This window comes from Bradyrhizobium xenonodulans, from assembly GCF_027594865.1.
In the GTDB taxonomy this organism is placed as follows: Bacteria; Pseudomonadota; Alphaproteobacteria; order Rhizobiales; family Xanthobacteraceae; genus Bradyrhizobium; species Bradyrhizobium xenonodulans.
The window spans coordinates 5,311,256-5,326,688 of sequence record NZ_CP089391.1; the positions used below are offsets into that span (position 1 = coordinate 5,311,256).

The window sequence follows — 15,433 nt, forward strand, 5'->3', positions numbered from 1 at the left end:
CTGTCGCTCGGCATCGCCGCCACGACGATCTTCCTGATCATGGTCGGTATCTTCATCTGGCGATACCCGTTGGAAGAGCGCGAGTTCAGGGCCTGTCGGGCCGTGGCGGCCGTTCTCGATCGTGCCACCGTGATCGATGGACAAAACCTGACGGTACGTCCCACTCCCGCCCTCGAGGAGCTGAAGGCGGACAGCCCAAACCTCTGGTACGTCGTGTCCGCGGGCGATCTGATCAGCGAGTATGGTAGCGAACTCCGGCCCGCCCTCCCGTTCGCCTTTCCCTATCGCGGACCCGTCGGCCTGTCCGTTTTCAGCACCGCCGACCAGAGCAGCACGTTCTGTCTCGCCGTTGCGCAACGGGGCTCTTTGCGGCTCACGACGATGGTCGGCGAGCCTCAGGTCCGCTTTGGCCGGATTGCGAGGAGTTTCCTCGTCCGCAGCAGTTTTTCGATCTTCTTGGTGGCGCTGGCCTTTGCCGCGACCGTCGCGATCGGTTCGGCGCTTGCTGCACGTTTCGTCTCACGCGGCATCGAACGGGTGGCGCGTCGGGCGCTCGCGATCAACCCGGCGGCCCCGCAAGGCCTGATATCCCTGTCCGAGGTGCCCTCCGAGCTGAGGCCTCTGGTCGAGGCGCTGAACCGCGCCTTCGGCGAGATCGACGCCTACATCAGGAGGCAACGCCGCTTTCTCGGCAATGCTGCACACCAGCTTCGCACGCCATTGACGCTTCTGCGCGCAAAGATCGAGGACGTGCCCGAACCGGCCCTGAGGGCCGAATTGGTGCGCGACGTCCGCCGGTTGACGTCGCTGGTCTCCGCCATGCTCGACCTGGCGCGACTGCAAAACCACACGATCGAGAAACGGCCGATCGATCTTGCCCAGATCACGCTGGACGTGCTGGCCGATTTCAGCCCCTCGGCGCTGGACGCCGGTATTGAGCTCGCGCTGGAGCGCGCCGAAGACGGTCCGCTTCTGGTGCAGGGCGTGGACGCCGCGGTTCGCAGCGCGCTCGCCAATCTGGTCGGTAATGCGCTGATCCACGCCCATGGCGCCCGACGCATCGTCGCCACGCTCGGCCGCGGCAACGTCTCGATCGACGATGACGGCGCCGGCCTGCCCGATGACGCGGAGCACAGGCTGCTCGAGCCGTTCCAGACCGGCAACGGCGCGGGCGACGGCGCCGGCCTTGGCCTGTCGATCGTGCGCGAGATCATGGCCGCTCACGGCGGCGAGCTCGTCATCTCCTCCGTGCCCGGCCGGGGCACGACGATGAGCCTGCGCTTTCCCGAGGCGAGCGCGACGACGAGATCGCCGCAGCTCGACCTGCAAGCACACTAGCGGGCTATCTACGTCCCCTCGCGAAACCGTCCGGAAACATTTGCGCGAAAAACGTCTTCTGCGTTTCATCCTTTCGCGTCAAGCAACCAAATATGTTCGCTGGCGGCGATCGAATGTTCGCACACGAGCGAACCTGTTCCTGCATCGCGGCGACCAAACCTCCGATTGATACCTTCAACGGAGATTTTCCAATGCGCGTTCTTTCAATGATTGCCGTTGCCGGCGCCATGATTGCGGCCTCGGCCGGTGCGTTTGCCGACGAGCTTCCCTCTTACGAAGTGCAGTCGTTTCCGATCTCGGCAACGCAAGTTCAGGTGCTCGGCGGTGCCGGCGTCGAGGAGCAGTCGACCGCGCCCGCGATGATCGTCGCCGGCATGCCCGCCTCGCCTGCGCAAGTTTCGGTGCTGTCGCCGCGCGTCAAGCGGCTTGCGAGCGCGACGACGGAGCGCGAGGCGCGCTGATCGGCTCCTCCCTTGCGACGATCGCATCCGATACGCGCTGAGCTTTCCACAAACGTCATGCCCGGGCCTGTCCCGGGCATCCGCGTTCTTCGTACCCTCACCCAAGGCGTGGATGGCCAAGGCAAGCCCGGCCATGACGATCTCTTCCGACTTCGACGCTCGCGCGCCTCACGTCATGCTGCCCGGCATGAAGCAGCGCACGCGCGGATGGCCGTCGATATAGTGCTTCCACACCATGGTGCGGCCGATCTTGTTCGGCTCGGTGATCACGGCGCCGTCGGGCACCACGACCCACTCGTTGTCGATATGCACGCGGAACCGGCCCTTGTCGGACTCCCAGTCGACATCGGCGACCACGTAGCCGTCGGCGTCCGAGCAGCATTGCCCGTACGCGCTGTGCAGACTCTCGAACCAGGGTTTCAGCGGCGAATTGGCGTAGCGCCCGTCGTCGCGGGCCAGCGCCGATGTCGCCAGCAGCGCCGCCAGCCCGAGCAGCGCTGCCGCAGATAATCCTGCAAGTCTCATGTCGCGTTCCCACGGAGTCATCGCCGCAGGGGACGAACAACGTCGCCTTCTCGGCCGCGCAATGAGACAGCGCAGCGGCGGCGACTCGTTCCCCCAGCTTCCTTGCGACACCTATGCAAATCCGGCGCCAGCGCGCATTCCGGAGAACTACTGCCGCGCGTGGCGCTCTCGACCGGCGCGCCGGTCCCGCATGTGTGACGCACCGGCGATTTGCCGCGGCTCTTTTGGAGGCTTTCCTTGTCGCGCAAGGGCGTGTACGAACTTGCCGCAGAGACGACCGCATCGCTTAATCAACTGTTTCAATTGGAGAAATCGGGTGTTGGCGTGACTGGCATTGGACCGTCAGTGCTATGAGTTCGAAAGACCTGCTTCCCAGCCAGCAGGACCCGACCGACTTGCCCGCAAACCAGGTGCAGTTTGCGCTCGTGATTTCGCGCATGCTCGATACGGTGAGGGACGACCCGGAGGCCAGGCGGCAGATGGTCTACGATCTCGCCCGCTACAAGCTCCAGGAGCAGTTCACCCACGCCGACGCCAGGAACATCGATCAGATCAAGCAGGCGCTCGAGGTCGCAATCGAGGAGGTCGAAAAATTCTCGCGTGACGAGGCGCCGCTGGAGCGTTTGCCGTCACAACAACTCACGTCAGCCAGGGCAAGTGAGGCAGGCGGTGTTCTGGTGTCAGGCGACGCCACCGTCCTGCGATCAGGGATCGGGATGTCCCGCAGCAAGCTGCCCACGATCTCGAGCCCGCTTCTACCGGTGATCAAGCGCACGGCGGCCATCCTGCTTGCCGTCGGCGCCGTCGTCCTGATCGTTTCGCAGCGAGACAACATCGCCGCGCTGCGCCGGCTGATTTCGTCTCAGCCCCCGGAGATCGCGCAGGTCGCGCCCAAGCCGGAGACGACGATCACGGTCACCAAGCCGGAAATGGTCACCGCCGCGCCCGCCCCAACGCGCGTGCTTCCGACCGATTACGGCATCTACGCCCTGATCGACGACAAGTCGCTGACGGAGTTGAATGCGACGGGCGTGATGGCGCCGGACATGCGGATTGCGATTTCTGCAGCTTTCAAAAAGCCGGATCGGCCTCGTTTGTCCAACGGCCGCGTCAAGTTCATCGTGTTTCGCCGCGATGTCGCAAAGGCAATTCCCGAACGCGTCGAGGTTCGCGTCGTGGCGAAAGTCGCCAGGGAGTATTCGACCGATGCCGCAGGAAAGACACCGAATGGCGGAGACGATTTCGGAGTTGTCCGCAACATCGCCTACCCGTTCCGAGCGTCCCCGATTCCAGGGACGCCCGAAATGTACGAGCTTCATGCCGGCGATTCAGAGCTCAACCTTCCGCCAGGCTATTACATCCTGAGTCTGGGAACGCAGGCCTACTATTTCCAGGTCGAGGGCGAGATCACCGATCCCCGGCATTGCCTCGAGCGCGTCGTTACCGGCAACGGCACGTTCTACGCGCCCTGCAAGAAGGCGCGGACCTATTGACGATTCTGTAGCCCGCGAAATCGAGGCACGCACAAGCCACATACTTAGCCGTCATCGCCCGCCTCGTGCGCATTTGCGCACTGGAGCGGACGATCAAGTATTCCAGAGACAGTGCGAGGATACGGAGAAGCCGCGGCGTCCTGGATTCCCCGCCTTCGCGGGGAATGACAGGGAGTATGAGGCGAGCGCCGTACGAACGCGAAAGCAGCCTACTGCTTCGGCGCCGGCGCCATCATCGCGCCGCCCTTCTTCGCAGGCGCGGGCGCGGGCTTCGTCGCGGCGGTCGCCTGCGCGGGCAGATACTTCGCGACGATCGCGGGATCGACCTGGGCGAGGTTGGCGTCGGGCAGGCGCGTCCAGGTCTCGTCCTTGCCGAACAGGGAAATGCCGAGGAAGCCGCGCATGGTCAGGGTCTGGCCATCCGGGCTGACCGTCATCTTGGCCTTCCAGATGTTGCCGTCGCGCGGATTGACCACGTTGCCGCCGTCATACTTCAAGCCGTCGCGCTTCATGTCGCGGATGAAGGAGAGCCCGAGCACCGGTGCATTCTTGCGATCGTCGGTGCACTTCGTGCAAGCCTCGTTCGGATCGTCGCCGGGACGCGGAAAGGTCTTTGCGATCACGCCTTCGAAGATGCCGTTGTGGTCGATGAAGAGAAACCATCCCACCGTCTTGCCGTCTTCGACCTTCTGCCAGAGACCCGCAGCAGTCGGCTGCTGCGCCTGCGCGCCAGCCGGCCTCACTGCACCACACGTCAGCACGAGACCGAGCGCGAGGAGCGAGAGCAGCCGAAAGCTGGAAAAGAGATTCCGCATTATGATCACCTTGCTAAGCCGCCACTGCAATGGCCGCAGACTACGGCGATTTCGCGAACGGTTCCAGCACCAGAAACATGGGGCATCGCCTGCCCGCTCCCGGCGCCGTCAGTTGACACCGAGCTTCTTTTGCAGGCTGGAGGACGAGGTCGTGTACTGGAACACGAGCCGCTTATCCGGATAGACGTAACGATGGGCTTTTTGCGACATCAGCGCGCCCTCGTGGAAGCCGCACAGGATCAGCTTGATCTTGCCGGGATAGGTGTTGATGTCGCCGATCGCGAAGATGCCCGGCACGTTGGTCTCGAACGCGCTCGTCTCGACCGGCACCAGATTGTTCTCCAGCGCAATGCCCCAGTTCGCGACCGGACCGAGCTTCATGGTCAGGCCGAAGAACGGCAGCATGGTGTCGCAGGAAATTTCGCTGACGCTGTTGTCGTTGCCCTTGACGGTCGCACCGGAGAGCTTGCCATCGGCGCCCGAGAGCGCGGTGACCTGGCCGAGCCGCAGATCCATCTTGCCGCCGGCGACCAGCGCGCGCATCTGCTCGACACTGTGGGGGGCGGCGCGAAAATCGTCGCGACGGTGCAAGAGCGTGATGCGCTTCGCAATCGGATGCAGATTGAGCGTCCAGTCGAGCGCGGAATCGCCGCCGCCGACGATCAGCACGTTCTTGTCGCGGAACGTCTCCATCTTGCGCACGGAGTAGTGCACCGAGCTGCCTTCATAGGCTTCGATGCCCGGCACCGGCGGACGCTTGGGCTGGAACGAGCCGCCGCCGGCCGCGATCACCACCACCTTGCATTCGAACACCTTGCCGGCGTCGGTGGTGCAGCGAAACAGAGGATCGCCGATCTTCTCGACTGTCTCGATCATCTCGCCGAGATGGAAGGTCGGATGGAACGGCTTGATCTGCTCCATCAGCGCCTCGGTGAGGCCCTGCCCCGAAACCTGCGGAATGCCGGGAATGTCGTAGATCGGCTTTTCCGGATAGAGCTCGGCACACTGGCCGCCGACCTTGTCGAGGATGTCGACGAAGTGCGCCTTCATGTCGAGAAGGCCGAGCTCGAAGGCGGCGAACAGGCCACAGGGGCCGGCGCCAATAATCAGCACATCGGTTTTGATCACGTCGCTCATGTCGTCTCTTTATCGATCGTTATCGGTTGGACGGCGCCCTTTGGGCCGAGGTGACCCTGCCTGTCTAGCCAACGGGAATGGATCAGGGAAGGCATAAAAGCGGGAGCGCCCCGCAAGCACGCCCACTTGCCGGGTCAGGATAACTGGGCTGTAACGGGATGCGATATGACGGAGATCAATCGGTGAACGCACCAAGCCGCCTCGATACGACGCCGCGCCCGGAGGACTATCCCTATCGCCTCGGCGACAATGTCCGCTTCGGCGATCTGGATCCGAACCAGCACGTCAACAACGCGGTCTACGCCACCTATTTCGAGACCGGCCGTGTCACGCTGATGAAGAGCCCGGAATACGGCCTGACGCCGCCGGGCCTCGCCTGGATCATGGTGCGGCTCGACATCCATTTCCGCGCCGAGCTGCATTGGCCGAACACGATCGAACTCGGCCTTGGCGTCGTGAAACTGGGGCGGACGTCGGTGACCTTCGAGCAGGCCGTGTTCTCGGAAGGAAAGTGCATCGCCTCGGCGATTTCGGTCGGCGTCATGATCGACGAGGCGACGCGGCGACCGGCGCCGCTGACCGCAGAGGTGATCGAGAAGCTCAGACCTTGGCACAAGCGCGGCATCGAAGTCGCGCCGCCGAGCGCATGATATGTGAGGCTGATTAAGCCTGGCGTTCCGGTGTCGCCACGACCAGCCCGTCGAGCTCGTCGGACACCTTGATCTGGCAGGACAGGCGCGAGTTCGGGCGCACGTCGAAACCGAAGTCGAGCATGTCCTCTTCCATCGGCGTCGGGCTGCCGACCTTCTCGCGCCAGGCTTCGTCGACATAGACATGGCAGGTTGCGCAGGCACAGGCGCCGCCGCATTCGGCCTCGATGCCGGGAATGCTGTTGCGGATGGCGGCTTCCATCACGGTCGCGCCGTTCTCGACTTCCACCGTACGGGTTTCGCCCTTGTGGTCGACAAAGTGAATCTTGGCCATGTGTGCTCGTGCTGCCGCGATGTTGGGAATGAAGGAGGGTCCGGGCTGTCCTATAACGGGTCGGTCAGCCCGGCGCCATAGCGTTTTCGCGCGAAATGGCCCCCGGTTCGCGCGAAGAAATCGCGTCAAAACAAACGACTAGACCCTGATTTTGAGCGAGTCAAAACCCTAGTGCTTCAGGATCGCCTCGATGGCGGCGCGGGCCTCGGTCACCGCCTCTTTCAGCGCGGCGAAGGCGTGGGGCCGGCCATGACCGGTCTGGATCGCGGTCTCCAGGCTGGCTGCGGCGTCCGCCACCGCAAAGGCGCCGATGCCGCGCGCCGAGCCCTTGAGCTTGTGGGCAAGTGGACCGGCCTCCGCCGGCAGCGCCGCCATGGCCGCGACCAGACGGACTGCCTGCTCGGCGAACATCGCCAGCACTTCCTGTTCCAGCTCGGCATCGCCAAGCGTCATCCGCGACAGATGATCGAGGTCGAGCGGGCTGTCGATGGGTGCAAGCGGGGGCGAAGGCATCCAGTCCATCCGTTGCAGTTCAGGCGTCATGGCGCAGGCCCCGGCATCGCACGATGGGCCGCCGGTCCGGCGGTCAGGTTCCCTTCACCCAAGCATGGAAATGGTTAACGAATTGTTCGGGCTATTTTACCCAATTCCGCCCGTTTATTGACGAAAAGTTGCCGCAATCCGGCGAGTCCGGTGGAGAATTCCATTTATTGCTAAGGCGTTACGGCGCGATCCTGTTAACGATGATTAAGATTGTCTTAATCGCAGCCATTTCATTCGCGACGCTCTGCCAATAGGATGTTGCAGAAATTGGCGGACAAGCCGTCCGGGTGGGGACGGCTCGGAAATCCGCGCAAGCGGCATGATCCGGTCTGTGGGCTTGCGTAGCGCGCAGGGCTCGCGGGGGGACGCGTACTAGTAACGAGGGCTCGGACTGAACATGGCGAACACTCCGAAAAAGGTCAAAGACCCCACAGAAGTTGCGCTTTCTGCGATCCAGGAAGCCCTGAACATCAGCGACACGGCCGCGGACACCAGCCGCAACGCCTCGATGCGCAACGAAACCTCGCCTCCGGTGCCACCGCCGGCGCCCTCGATCTTCGACGAGCCGAGCTTCGAGCCGCGTCCTGCCGCCAACGAACGGGCGGTGTTCGACCCGATCGAGGAGCCGCGCTCGCGCCGCGCCGCCAATGACGACCGCGAGACCATCGGCCAGCTGCTCCAGGCGCTTCAGAAGGGCCGCCCTGCCCGCAACGTCTATACCTTCGCCACCATCTTCGCCGGCGTCTGGCTCGCCGCCTGCGCCGCGCTGACCTTCGGCTTCCTGCCTTCGATCCAGGCGGCCATGGGCCAGAGCGGCGGCGTGCTCGTGATTGCCGGCCTGGTCGCGATGTTCTTCGCGCCGATCATGCTGTTCTACTTCCTCGCGAGCCTCGTCTGGCGCGGCCAGGAAATGCGCATGATCGCGCAGGCGATGGCGCAGGTCGCGATCCGCTTCTCCGAGCCCGAAGGCTCGGCCTCCGATTCCATGGTCACCGTCGGCCAGGCCATCCGCCGCGAGGTCGCGGCGATGGGCGACGGCATCGAGCGGGCGATCGCACGCGCTGGCGAGCTCGAGACGCTGGTCGCCAACGAGGTCGCCGCGCTCGAACGCGCCTATTCCGACAACGAAGTGCGTATCCGCGCCCTGCTGCAGGACATCGCGCATCAACGCGACAATCTGGTCGGCCAGGCCGAGCAGGTCCGCAGCGCCATCTCCGGCGTGCAGATCGATCTACGCCACGACATCGCGCTGATCTCGGACGCGATCGCCTCGCGCGTCGACGAGGTCGCCAAGTCCATCACCGGCGCGCTGGAAGAGCGCGGCGCCCACATCACCGGCGCGCTGAGCCATGCCGGCGACAACATGATCCTCGCGCTCGGCGAGCGCGGCGGCGACCTGCTCGACCGCCTCGAGGAAGCCAGCAACGAGACCACGCGCGCCGTGCTCGACGCCAGCGAGCGGCTGACCACCAGCCTCAATTTCAAGACCGGCCACGTCCACGACGAGTTCGTCGACCTCGCCGACCGCGTCCACGAGATGCTGAACGAGCGTATCGACCGCATCACCGGCGAGTTCGAGCAGCGCTCCGCCGCGATCGTCGACGGCATCTCCGAGCGCACCGAGCAGGTGCACGATAGCTTGAAGAATTCGTCGGACTCGCTGCTGCTCGAGCTCGAGCTGCGTTCCAACGACCTCTCCGCCAAGATCGACGACGCCGGCAACCGCCTCGCCGGCCAGATCATGACCTCCGGCGACAAGGCGAGCGAGGCGCTCGACGCCACCGTCAACACCCTCGTCGCCAAGGTGGTCAGCCAGACCGAGACCGCGCACGATTCTCTCTCCTTGCAGATGAGCGCGTTCGACGAGCTGGTGAAGAACCAGGGCACCGAGCTGGTCGAGAAGTTCGCCCGCGACTCCGGCACGCTGGGCGCACTGATCACCCGCCACATCTCCGAGTTCGACCGTACCGTGAAGACGTTCGGCGGCGAGATCGTCGATCGCATGGGCCAGCGCACCCAGGACATCCATGAGTCGCTGAAGACCTATGTCGACAATTTCGACACCCGCTTCACCTCCAATGGCGGCGCAATCACCGCTGTGCTCGACCAGCGCCTGCTGCAGTTCGAGACCACAGTCGGCGAACGCGTCAGCAATCTCGACGCTTCGCTGAACGGCAAGATCGCCAGCCTGGATGGCACGATCGAAGGCCACATCAAGACCTTCGACGAGCAACTGGTCGGGCGCGTCGCCGCGCTCGAACAGTCGTTCGACACCCGCGCGAAGTCGGTAACCGAAACCATCGACGGACGCCTGAATGCGCTGTCGACGACGCTGACCGATGGTGCCGCCCAGGCGATCCAGTCAGTGGATACGCGGCTGACGCACCTCACGACCACGCTCACGGGCGGCGCGTCGCAGGCTCTGGAGTCCATCGACTCCCGCCTCACCAACCTTACGACGACCCTCACCGGGGGCGCCTCGGAGGCGCTCGAGTCCATCGACTCCCGTCTCACCAGCCTTACCACGACGCTCACCGATGGCGCCTCGCAGACGATCCAGGCGATCGATACCCGTCTGACCCATCTGACGACGACGCTGAACGGCGGCGCGACGCAGGCGCTCGAGTCGATCGATACCCGCCTCACCTACCTGACGACCGCGGTGACGAACGGCGCCTCGCAAGCCGTGCAGTCGATCGACACCCGCCTCACGCTGCTGACCTCGACGCTGACCGACGGCACCGCGCAGGCGATCGAGGCGGTCGACCGCCGCATCACCGGCGTCGCCGAGATCATCGACGGCCGCAGCACGCATCTGACCGACACGGTCACGGCGCGCTTCCAGGACATCCAGCAGGCCATCGAGACCAAGGTCGGCGCGGTCGCCAGCGACATCGACGTGCGCGTGGCACAGTTCGAGGACCTGCTCGGCTCGCGTGTCGAGGCGGTCGCCGGCCGCATCGAGAGCAGCGGCCGCCAGGCCAGCGAGGACATGATGTCCCGCGCCGAGATGATCTCGACCGCGATCCGCTCGCATGTCGAGGACGCCGAGCGCTCGCTCACCAACCTCGTGGTCAACACCAGCGAGACGATCCAGACCGGTGCGCGCACGGCACAGCAGTCGCTGATGACAGTCTCCTCCGACGTCAACGCCCAGCTCAAGATGACCTCGTCCGAGGTCGAACGCGCACTGACCGCGGTCGGCACCGGCGCTGCGAACTCGATCCTGACCAGCGCCCGCGAGGCGCAGTCGTCCCTGGTCGCAGCCTCCGGCGATGCCTCCAACCAGATCAAGGGGCTCGCGGCCGACGTCGAGCGTACGCTCTCGGCGGCCGGCTCTGCGACCGCCGCCTCGATCCTGGCCGGCGCCCGCGAGGTGCAGACCACGCTCGTCACGGCGTCTTCGGACGCGGCCAACCACGTCAAGACGCTCACCGCCGACGTGCAGCGTTCGCTGTCGATGGCCGGCTCCACCACGGCGGAATCGATCACCGCCGGCGCCCGCGATGCGCAGAGCACGCTGATCGCGGCCTCGACCGAGACCGCCAACCAGATCAAGGCGCTGTCCTCGGACGTGCAGCGCTCGCTCTCGATGGCCGGCACCTCGACGGCCGAGACCATCATGACCGGCGCTCGCGAAGCCCAGAGCACGCTCGTCAACGCGTCCTCGGATGCGGCGAGCCAGGTCAAGTCGCTCGCGGCGGAAGTGCATCGGTCGCTCTCGCAGGTCGGCCAGTCGACCGCCGAGACGATCACCACCAGCGCCCGCGACGCCCAGAGCACCCTGCTCACCGTCTCCGCCGAGCAGACCAGCCAGGTCCGTTCGCTCGCGGCCGAGATGCAGCGCGCGCTGGCGACCGCCGGCGGCGCCACCATCGAGGCGCTCACCAGCGGCGTCCGCGAGGCCCAGGGCACGCTGATCTCCGCCTCGACGGACGCGGCGAGCCAGATCAAGTCGCTGACCACGGACATCGAGCGCACGCTGACCTCGGTCGGCGCCGACACCGCCTCGACCATCCTCAACAGCGCGCGTGAGGCGCAGACCTCGCTGACCTCGACCTCGGCGGATGCCGCAAGCCAGATCCGCACGATCTCGACCGAGATCGAGCGCGCGCTGAGCACGGCCACGACCAATGCGACCAACGACATCCAGACCAGCGCGCTCAACGCCCAGAATGCGCTGATCAACGCCTCCAACGAGGCAAGCTCGCGCGTCAAGTCGAGCTCTGCCGATGTCGAGCGCTCGGTGCTCGCGGCCAGCAGCAGCTTCGGCCAGGCCATGACCGGCAAGACCGACGAGATCGTCACCTATGTGCAGCAGCAGGCCGACCGCCTGTCGAACATGATCGACGCCAAGCGCGGCGCCCTCGTCGACGCGATCGGCTCGAAGACCAGCCAGCTCACGCTCGACATCGACCGCGTCACCTCCGACGCGCTGAAGTCGATCGAGACGCGCGGCCACGCGTTCTCGCAGACCATGATGGGCAACGGCTCGGAAGTCGCCCGCACCATCAACGCGGCGAGCGAGATCGCCACCAGCGCGGTCGGCAAGTCGCTCAAGGACCTCGAGCAGGCCTCGCGCTCGGCGATCGACCAGTCGCGCCAGGTCTCGATCGCGGCCGTCACCGAGATGCAGGAGACCAGCAAGATCCTGCGCACCGACACGGTCGCCCTGTTCGAGCGTCTGCGCGAAGGCAACATCCTGCTCCAGGAGGTGCTGACCGGTGCGCACGACAACCTCAACTCGCTCGAGCGGGCGCTGGTGACGCGTGTCGCCGACTTCGTCTCGGCGATGAACGACGTCACCTCGCGCAACGGCGCTGCGACGCAGAACCTGGAAGACCAGCTCAACGTGTTCAACAGCAAGACCACGCGGGCGCTCCAGGATCTCGGCGAGCTGTCGACGCAGTTCGACGCCCACGGCAAGGCCCTGGTCGAGGCCGCGCAGGTCGTCGAGCAGAGCAACAAGAACACCACCGCCTCGCTCGCCGAGCGCAAGCAGGCGCTGGAATCGCTCGTCACCACGATCGACCTGCGTACGGCCGATCTCGACCAGCGCCTGTCGCGCTTCACCGGCCTGCTCGATGAATCGCTGGCCGCTGCCGAAGAGCGCGCCCGCGACATCGCCCGCGTCGTCGCGGAAACCGCCGGCGCAGGTTCGGCCGCGATCACTCGCCAGTTCGAGGCGGTGCGCGCGGCGTCCGAAGAGGAGCACCGCCAGACCATCGAGGCCATGCACGACATCTACCGCCAGACCACGGACGAGGCGGACACGATGTTCAAGCAGTCGACCGAACGGTTCACCAACCTCGTCTCCAGCATGAAGCAGATGGCGTTCGAGATGCACAACGAGCTCGAAGCCACCCGCAACGAGCTGCGCCGCGGCGTGCTCGAGATGCCGCAGGAGGCCGCCGAGAGCACTGCGCAGATGCGCAAGGTGATCGTCGACCAGATCGAGGCTCTGGCCGAGCTCAACCGCATCGTGGCCCAGCACGGCCGTGGTCTCGACGTCTCCACCGCGGGCCGCGCTTCCGTCGCCGTCCAGCGTCAAGAAGAGCCGATGATGGCGACTGCGGGCGGTCGTGGCACCGAGACCCGCATGCGCGACACCGGCAGCGCCTCGACGCTGCCGCCGCCGGACCTCGGCATGCCGGCGCCCTCGCGCCGCACCGAAGCGCCGCCGGTCGCGCCCTCCAGCAACGACCAGGGCCGTGACGGCTGGCTGTCGGACCTCCTGAACCGCACCGACGCCAACCAGGGCGCTCCGACCGGTCAGGCTCCCCGTGGCCGCGCCGCCCCCGCGCCGCAGCCGCAGGCCCCGCAGGCCAGCAGCAATCCGCTGGAGTCGCTGTCGCTCGACATCGGCCGGCTGATGGACCGCAACCTCGCGGCCGAGATGTGGGACCGCTACCAGCGCGGCGAGAACAAGGCCTTCACCAAGCGCCTCTACACGCCGGCCGGCCAGAAGGCCTTCGACGAGGTCGCCCGCAAGTACCGCGCCGACCGCAACTTCAAGGGCACGGTCGACCGCTACGTCGCCGAGTTCGAGCGCCTGCTCGACGAAGTCGCCCGCGACGGCCGCGGCCCGCAGGAGCTGCGCAACCACCTGACCTCGGAGACGGGCCTCGTGTACACGCTGCTCGCGCATGCGGCGGGCCGGTTGGGGTAAGCGGCGGCGACAACGAATAGAGAATGAAAACGGAGGCCTCACGGCCTCCGTTTTTGTTTGAGCCCACCGTTGCAATAACGAGCAGGAACGTGCGCAGACCCATCCATCCCGTCACCCTGAGGCGCCGGAGCGAAGCGGAGGCCTCGAAGGGCGACAGCCCGGCTGCATCTCGGCCGCCATCCTTCGAGGCTCTCAGGATGACGGAGTAAGAGCGAGCCTCGCGTCGGAATCAAAAGAAAATTTGAACGACCTTTAGTTGCAAAATTGACATTGACACTGCAAAAGCCGGCATCATCCTGAGGTACGAGCCATGCGGTGCGCGGCATCGCACGGCGAGCCTCTGAGGATAATTTGTGTGGGCATCTATATTTACATGCTGAGATGCGCGGACGGCTCCTTCTACATCGGGAGCGCCACCGGTGAGGACACGTCGAAACGTGTCGACGAGCACAACGCCGGGGCTCATCCGGGATATACGTACTCGCGACGGCCGGTCGTGCTCGTGTGGTCCGAATATTTCGATCGGATCACCGATGGGATTGCTGCCGAGCGACAGCTCAAAGGCTGGAGCCGCGCCAAGAAAGAGGCGCTTATCCGTTCGGATTGGAAAGCGGTAAGCCAGCTTGCGCGACGGCGCGCTGGAGCGACGAAGTCCGTAACATAGGCTCCGCGGCGGCAGACGGGCCGTACGTCCTTCGAGGCTTGGCCCGCGCTGCTGCGCATCGCCGGCCGCGCACCTCAGGATGACGGGAGCAGTAGCGAAATCGACGGATCAACCGTTAATGCGAGGAGCGCTTGCGACGAAGCAAACCAGACGGCCCCTCAGAGACAGTCTGGATTGCTTCGCCAAGCTCGCAATGATGATGGTGGAAAGAAACCTCGTCCGAATTTATCCCCGTCACCCTGAGGTGCTCGCCTCTTCGGCGAGCCTCGAAGGGCGACGGCCCGGCTGCATCTCGGCCGTCTATCCTTCGAGGCTCCCGGCGCGATGCTGCGCGCATCGCGCCACTCGCACCTCAGGATGACGGGACCAACAGCAACGATGAGGAGAGGTCCGTAGTTTCGGCCGCTTACTACCGCCTGCGCTCACTCGCCGCGGGCTTCGGCGGCTCGGCCGGCGGAGCGGCTGCCGGGGCGCTGTTGCTGGCGCCGAACAGCACGCGGGTCGGGTTGCGGTCGAAATTGTTCACGGCGCGGCTGATGTCGCCGAGCGTGCGGCGGCCGTCGGACATCAGCGCGCCGGAGCGCTTGTCGAAATCGTCGGCGAGCTCGCGGATCGACTTCACCGCCTGGAACAGCTCGCCGCCGTCCTTGCCGCCGGCGAGCGTGTTGAGGCCGAGCATGAGGCTGTCGGCCTTGAGCATCACGCCGTCGACCTTGGCTATCACGCCGTCGATCTTCTCGGAATTGCGGGCGAGCGAGTTGGTGAAGGTCTCGAGATTCTTCAGCGAGTTCTTCACCGATTCCTGATTGTCGGCGACGATCTTGTTGATGTTCTGGAGCGTGCCGCGGATCGCCTCGGTGACGTCCTGGAGCTTGTTCGGATCGGCCGTCAGCGTCGGGATGCCGTCCTGGTCGAGCGGCGGCGCAGCCGCGGCCTCGTCGCCACCCTTGAGCGAGATCGCGGCAACGCCGGTGAGGCCCTGGAATTCGAGGCCGACCAGGGTGTCCTTGCGGATCGGGGCGTTGTTCTCGATCATGGCGAGTGCGACAACCCGCCGCGGGTTGTCGAGCTTCACCGAGACCACCTCGCCCACCCGGATACCGTTGAAATTGACGCTGCCGCCATTGCGCAGGCCTGCCGCGGGGCCCTCGAACACGACGCGCAGGGGACTGCGCTGCTTGGTGGTGTGCAGCGACTGAAACCACAGCACGAAGCCGATCGCAGCGGCGATCACCGCCAGCGTGAACGATCCGATCAGCACGTAATTCGCCCGCGTTTCCATCGATTACTCCGGCACCCCAGCC

General features: G+C 65.3%; 12 protein-coding genes. 6 read left to right on the forward strand and 6 right to left on the reverse strand.

What is annotated here, in order from left to right; translation table 11 throughout:
- Positions 1–39 precede the first annotated feature (39 nt).
- Together I3J27_RS25395 and I3J27_RS25400 are read left to right on the forward strand one after the other, a co-directional pair.
- Positions 40–1,338 carry a sensor histidine kinase gene (locus tag I3J27_RS25395; protein WP_270161629.1) on the forward strand — a complete coding sequence of 433 codons (1,299 nt, stop codon included), beginning with the start codon at positions 40–42 and terminating at the stop codon, positions 1,336–1,338.
- A 191-nt stretch (positions 1,339–1,529) separates the two neighbouring features.
- Positions 1,530–1,799 carry a hypothetical protein gene (locus I3J27_RS25400; protein WP_270161630.1) on the forward strand — a complete coding sequence of 90 codons (270 nt, stop codon included), beginning with the start codon at positions 1,530–1,532 and terminating at the stop codon, positions 1,797–1,799.
- 168 nt (positions 1,800–1,967) lie between these two features.
- Here I3J27_RS25400 and I3J27_RS25405 read toward each other — a convergent pair whose 3' ends face one another.
- Positions 1,968–2,324: a hypothetical protein gene (locus I3J27_RS25405; protein ID WP_270161631.1), complete on the reverse strand. Its 357-nt coding sequence runs from the start codon at positions 2,322–2,324 to the stop codon at positions 1,968–1,970.
- A 350-nt stretch (positions 2,325–2,674) separates the two neighbouring features.
- Here I3J27_RS25405 and I3J27_RS25410 point away from each other — a divergent pair, with 350 nt between their 5' ends.
- Complete coding sequence (locus I3J27_RS25410) at positions 2,675–3,817, forward strand: hypothetical protein (RefSeq protein ID WP_270161632.1); 1,143 nt, start codon at positions 2,675–2,677, stop codon at positions 3,815–3,817.
- 209 nt (positions 3,818–4,026) lie between these two features.
- Here I3J27_RS25410 and I3J27_RS25415 read toward each other — a convergent pair whose 3' ends face one another.
- Together I3J27_RS25415 and I3J27_RS25420 are read right to left on the reverse strand one after the other, a co-directional pair.
- Complete coding sequence (locus I3J27_RS25415; protein WP_270161633.1) at positions 4,027–4,632, reverse strand: DUF2147 domain-containing protein; 606 nt, start codon at positions 4,630–4,632, stop codon at positions 4,027–4,029.
- 108 nt (positions 4,633–4,740) lie between these two features.
- Positions 4,741–5,769, reverse strand: a complete 1,029-nt coding sequence (locus I3J27_RS25420) for an NAD(P)/FAD-dependent oxidoreductase (protein WP_270161634.1) — start codon at positions 5,767–5,769, stop codon at positions 4,741–4,743.
- Positions 5,770–5,951: 182 nt separating this feature from the next.
- On the opposite strand from I3J27_RS25420, the gene I3J27_RS25425 reads away from it, so the two are divergent.
- A complete protein-coding gene (locus I3J27_RS25425) occupies positions 5,952–6,419 on the forward strand; it encodes an acyl-CoA thioesterase (protein ID WP_270161635.1) in 468 nt (155 codons plus the stop codon).
- Between the two features lie 13 nt (positions 6,420–6,432).
- On the opposite strand, the gene I3J27_RS25430 is transcribed toward I3J27_RS25425, so the two are convergent.
- Together I3J27_RS25430 and I3J27_RS25435 are read right to left on the reverse strand one after the other, a co-directional pair.
- Positions 6,433–6,753, reverse strand: coding sequence for a 2Fe-2S iron-sulfur cluster-binding protein (locus I3J27_RS25430; protein WP_027560383.1), 321 nt, complete (start codon positions 6,751–6,753; stop codon positions 6,433–6,435).
- A 168-nt stretch (positions 6,754–6,921) separates the two neighbouring features.
- Positions 6,922–7,296 carry an Hpt domain-containing protein gene (locus I3J27_RS25435; protein ID WP_270161636.1) on the reverse strand — a complete coding sequence of 125 codons (375 nt, stop codon included), beginning with the start codon at positions 7,294–7,296 and terminating at the stop codon, positions 6,922–6,924.
- A 397-nt stretch (positions 7,297–7,693) separates the two neighbouring features.
- Between I3J27_RS25435 and I3J27_RS25440 the strand changes: the two genes are divergently transcribed.
- Positions 7,694–13,465 carry an apolipoprotein A-IV repeat region-like domain-containing protein gene (locus I3J27_RS25440; RefSeq protein WP_270161637.1) on the forward strand — a complete coding sequence of 1,924 codons (5,772 nt, stop codon included), beginning with the start codon at positions 7,694–7,696 and terminating at the stop codon, positions 13,463–13,465.
- 355 nt (positions 13,466–13,820) lie between these two features.
- Positions 13,821–14,129, forward strand: a complete 309-nt coding sequence (locus tag I3J27_RS25445) for a GIY-YIG nuclease family protein (protein WP_270161638.1) — start codon at positions 13,821–13,823, stop codon at positions 14,127–14,129.
- A 409-nt stretch (positions 14,130–14,538) separates the two neighbouring features.
- Here I3J27_RS25445 and I3J27_RS25450 read toward each other — a convergent pair whose 3' ends face one another.
- Complete coding sequence (locus I3J27_RS25450; RefSeq protein WP_270161639.1) at positions 14,539–15,411, reverse strand: MlaD family protein; 873 nt, start codon at positions 15,409–15,411, stop codon at positions 14,539–14,541.
- Between the last annotated feature and the right edge of the window lie 22 nt (positions 15,412–15,433).

Excerpts from the sequence above, each read along its gene's own strand:
- I3J27_RS25435 (WP_270161636.1), bottom strand. The coding sequence starts at position 7,296 with ATGACGCCTGAACTGCAACGGATGGACTGGATGCCTTCGCCCCCGCTT.
- I3J27_RS25420 (WP_270161634.1), bottom strand. The coding sequence starts at position 5,769 with ATGAGCGACGTGATCAAAACCGATGTGCTGATTATTGGCGCCGGCCCC.
- I3J27_RS25430 (WP_027560383.1), bottom strand. The coding sequence starts at position 6,753 with ATGGCCAAGATTCACTTTGTCGACCACAAGGGCGAAACCCGTACGGTG.
- I3J27_RS25405 (WP_270161631.1), bottom strand. The coding sequence starts at position 2,324 with ATGAGACTTGCAGGATTATCTGCGGCAGCGCTGCTCGGGCTGGCGGCG.
- I3J27_RS25450 (WP_270161639.1), bottom strand. The coding sequence starts at position 15,411 with ATGGAAACGCGGGCGAATTACGTGCTGATCGGATCGTTCACGCTGGCG.
- I3J27_RS25410 (WP_270161632.1), top strand. The coding sequence starts at position 2,675 with ATGAGTTCGAAAGACCTGCTTCCCAGCCAGCAGGACCCGACCGACTTG.
- I3J27_RS25400 (WP_270161630.1), top strand. The coding sequence starts at position 1,530 with ATGCGCGTTCTTTCAATGATTGCCGTTGCCGGCGCCATGATTGCGGCC.
- I3J27_RS25415 (WP_270161633.1), bottom strand. The coding sequence starts at position 4,632 with ATGCGGAATCTCTTTTCCAGCTTTCGGCTGCTCTCGCTCCTCGCGCTC.
- I3J27_RS25395 (WP_270161629.1), top strand. The coding sequence starts at position 40 with ATGGTCGGTATCTTCATCTGGCGATACCCGTTGGAAGAGCGCGAGTTC.
- I3J27_RS25440 (WP_270161637.1), top strand. The coding sequence starts at position 7,694 with ATGGCGAACACTCCGAAAAAGGTCAAAGACCCCACAGAAGTTGCGCTT.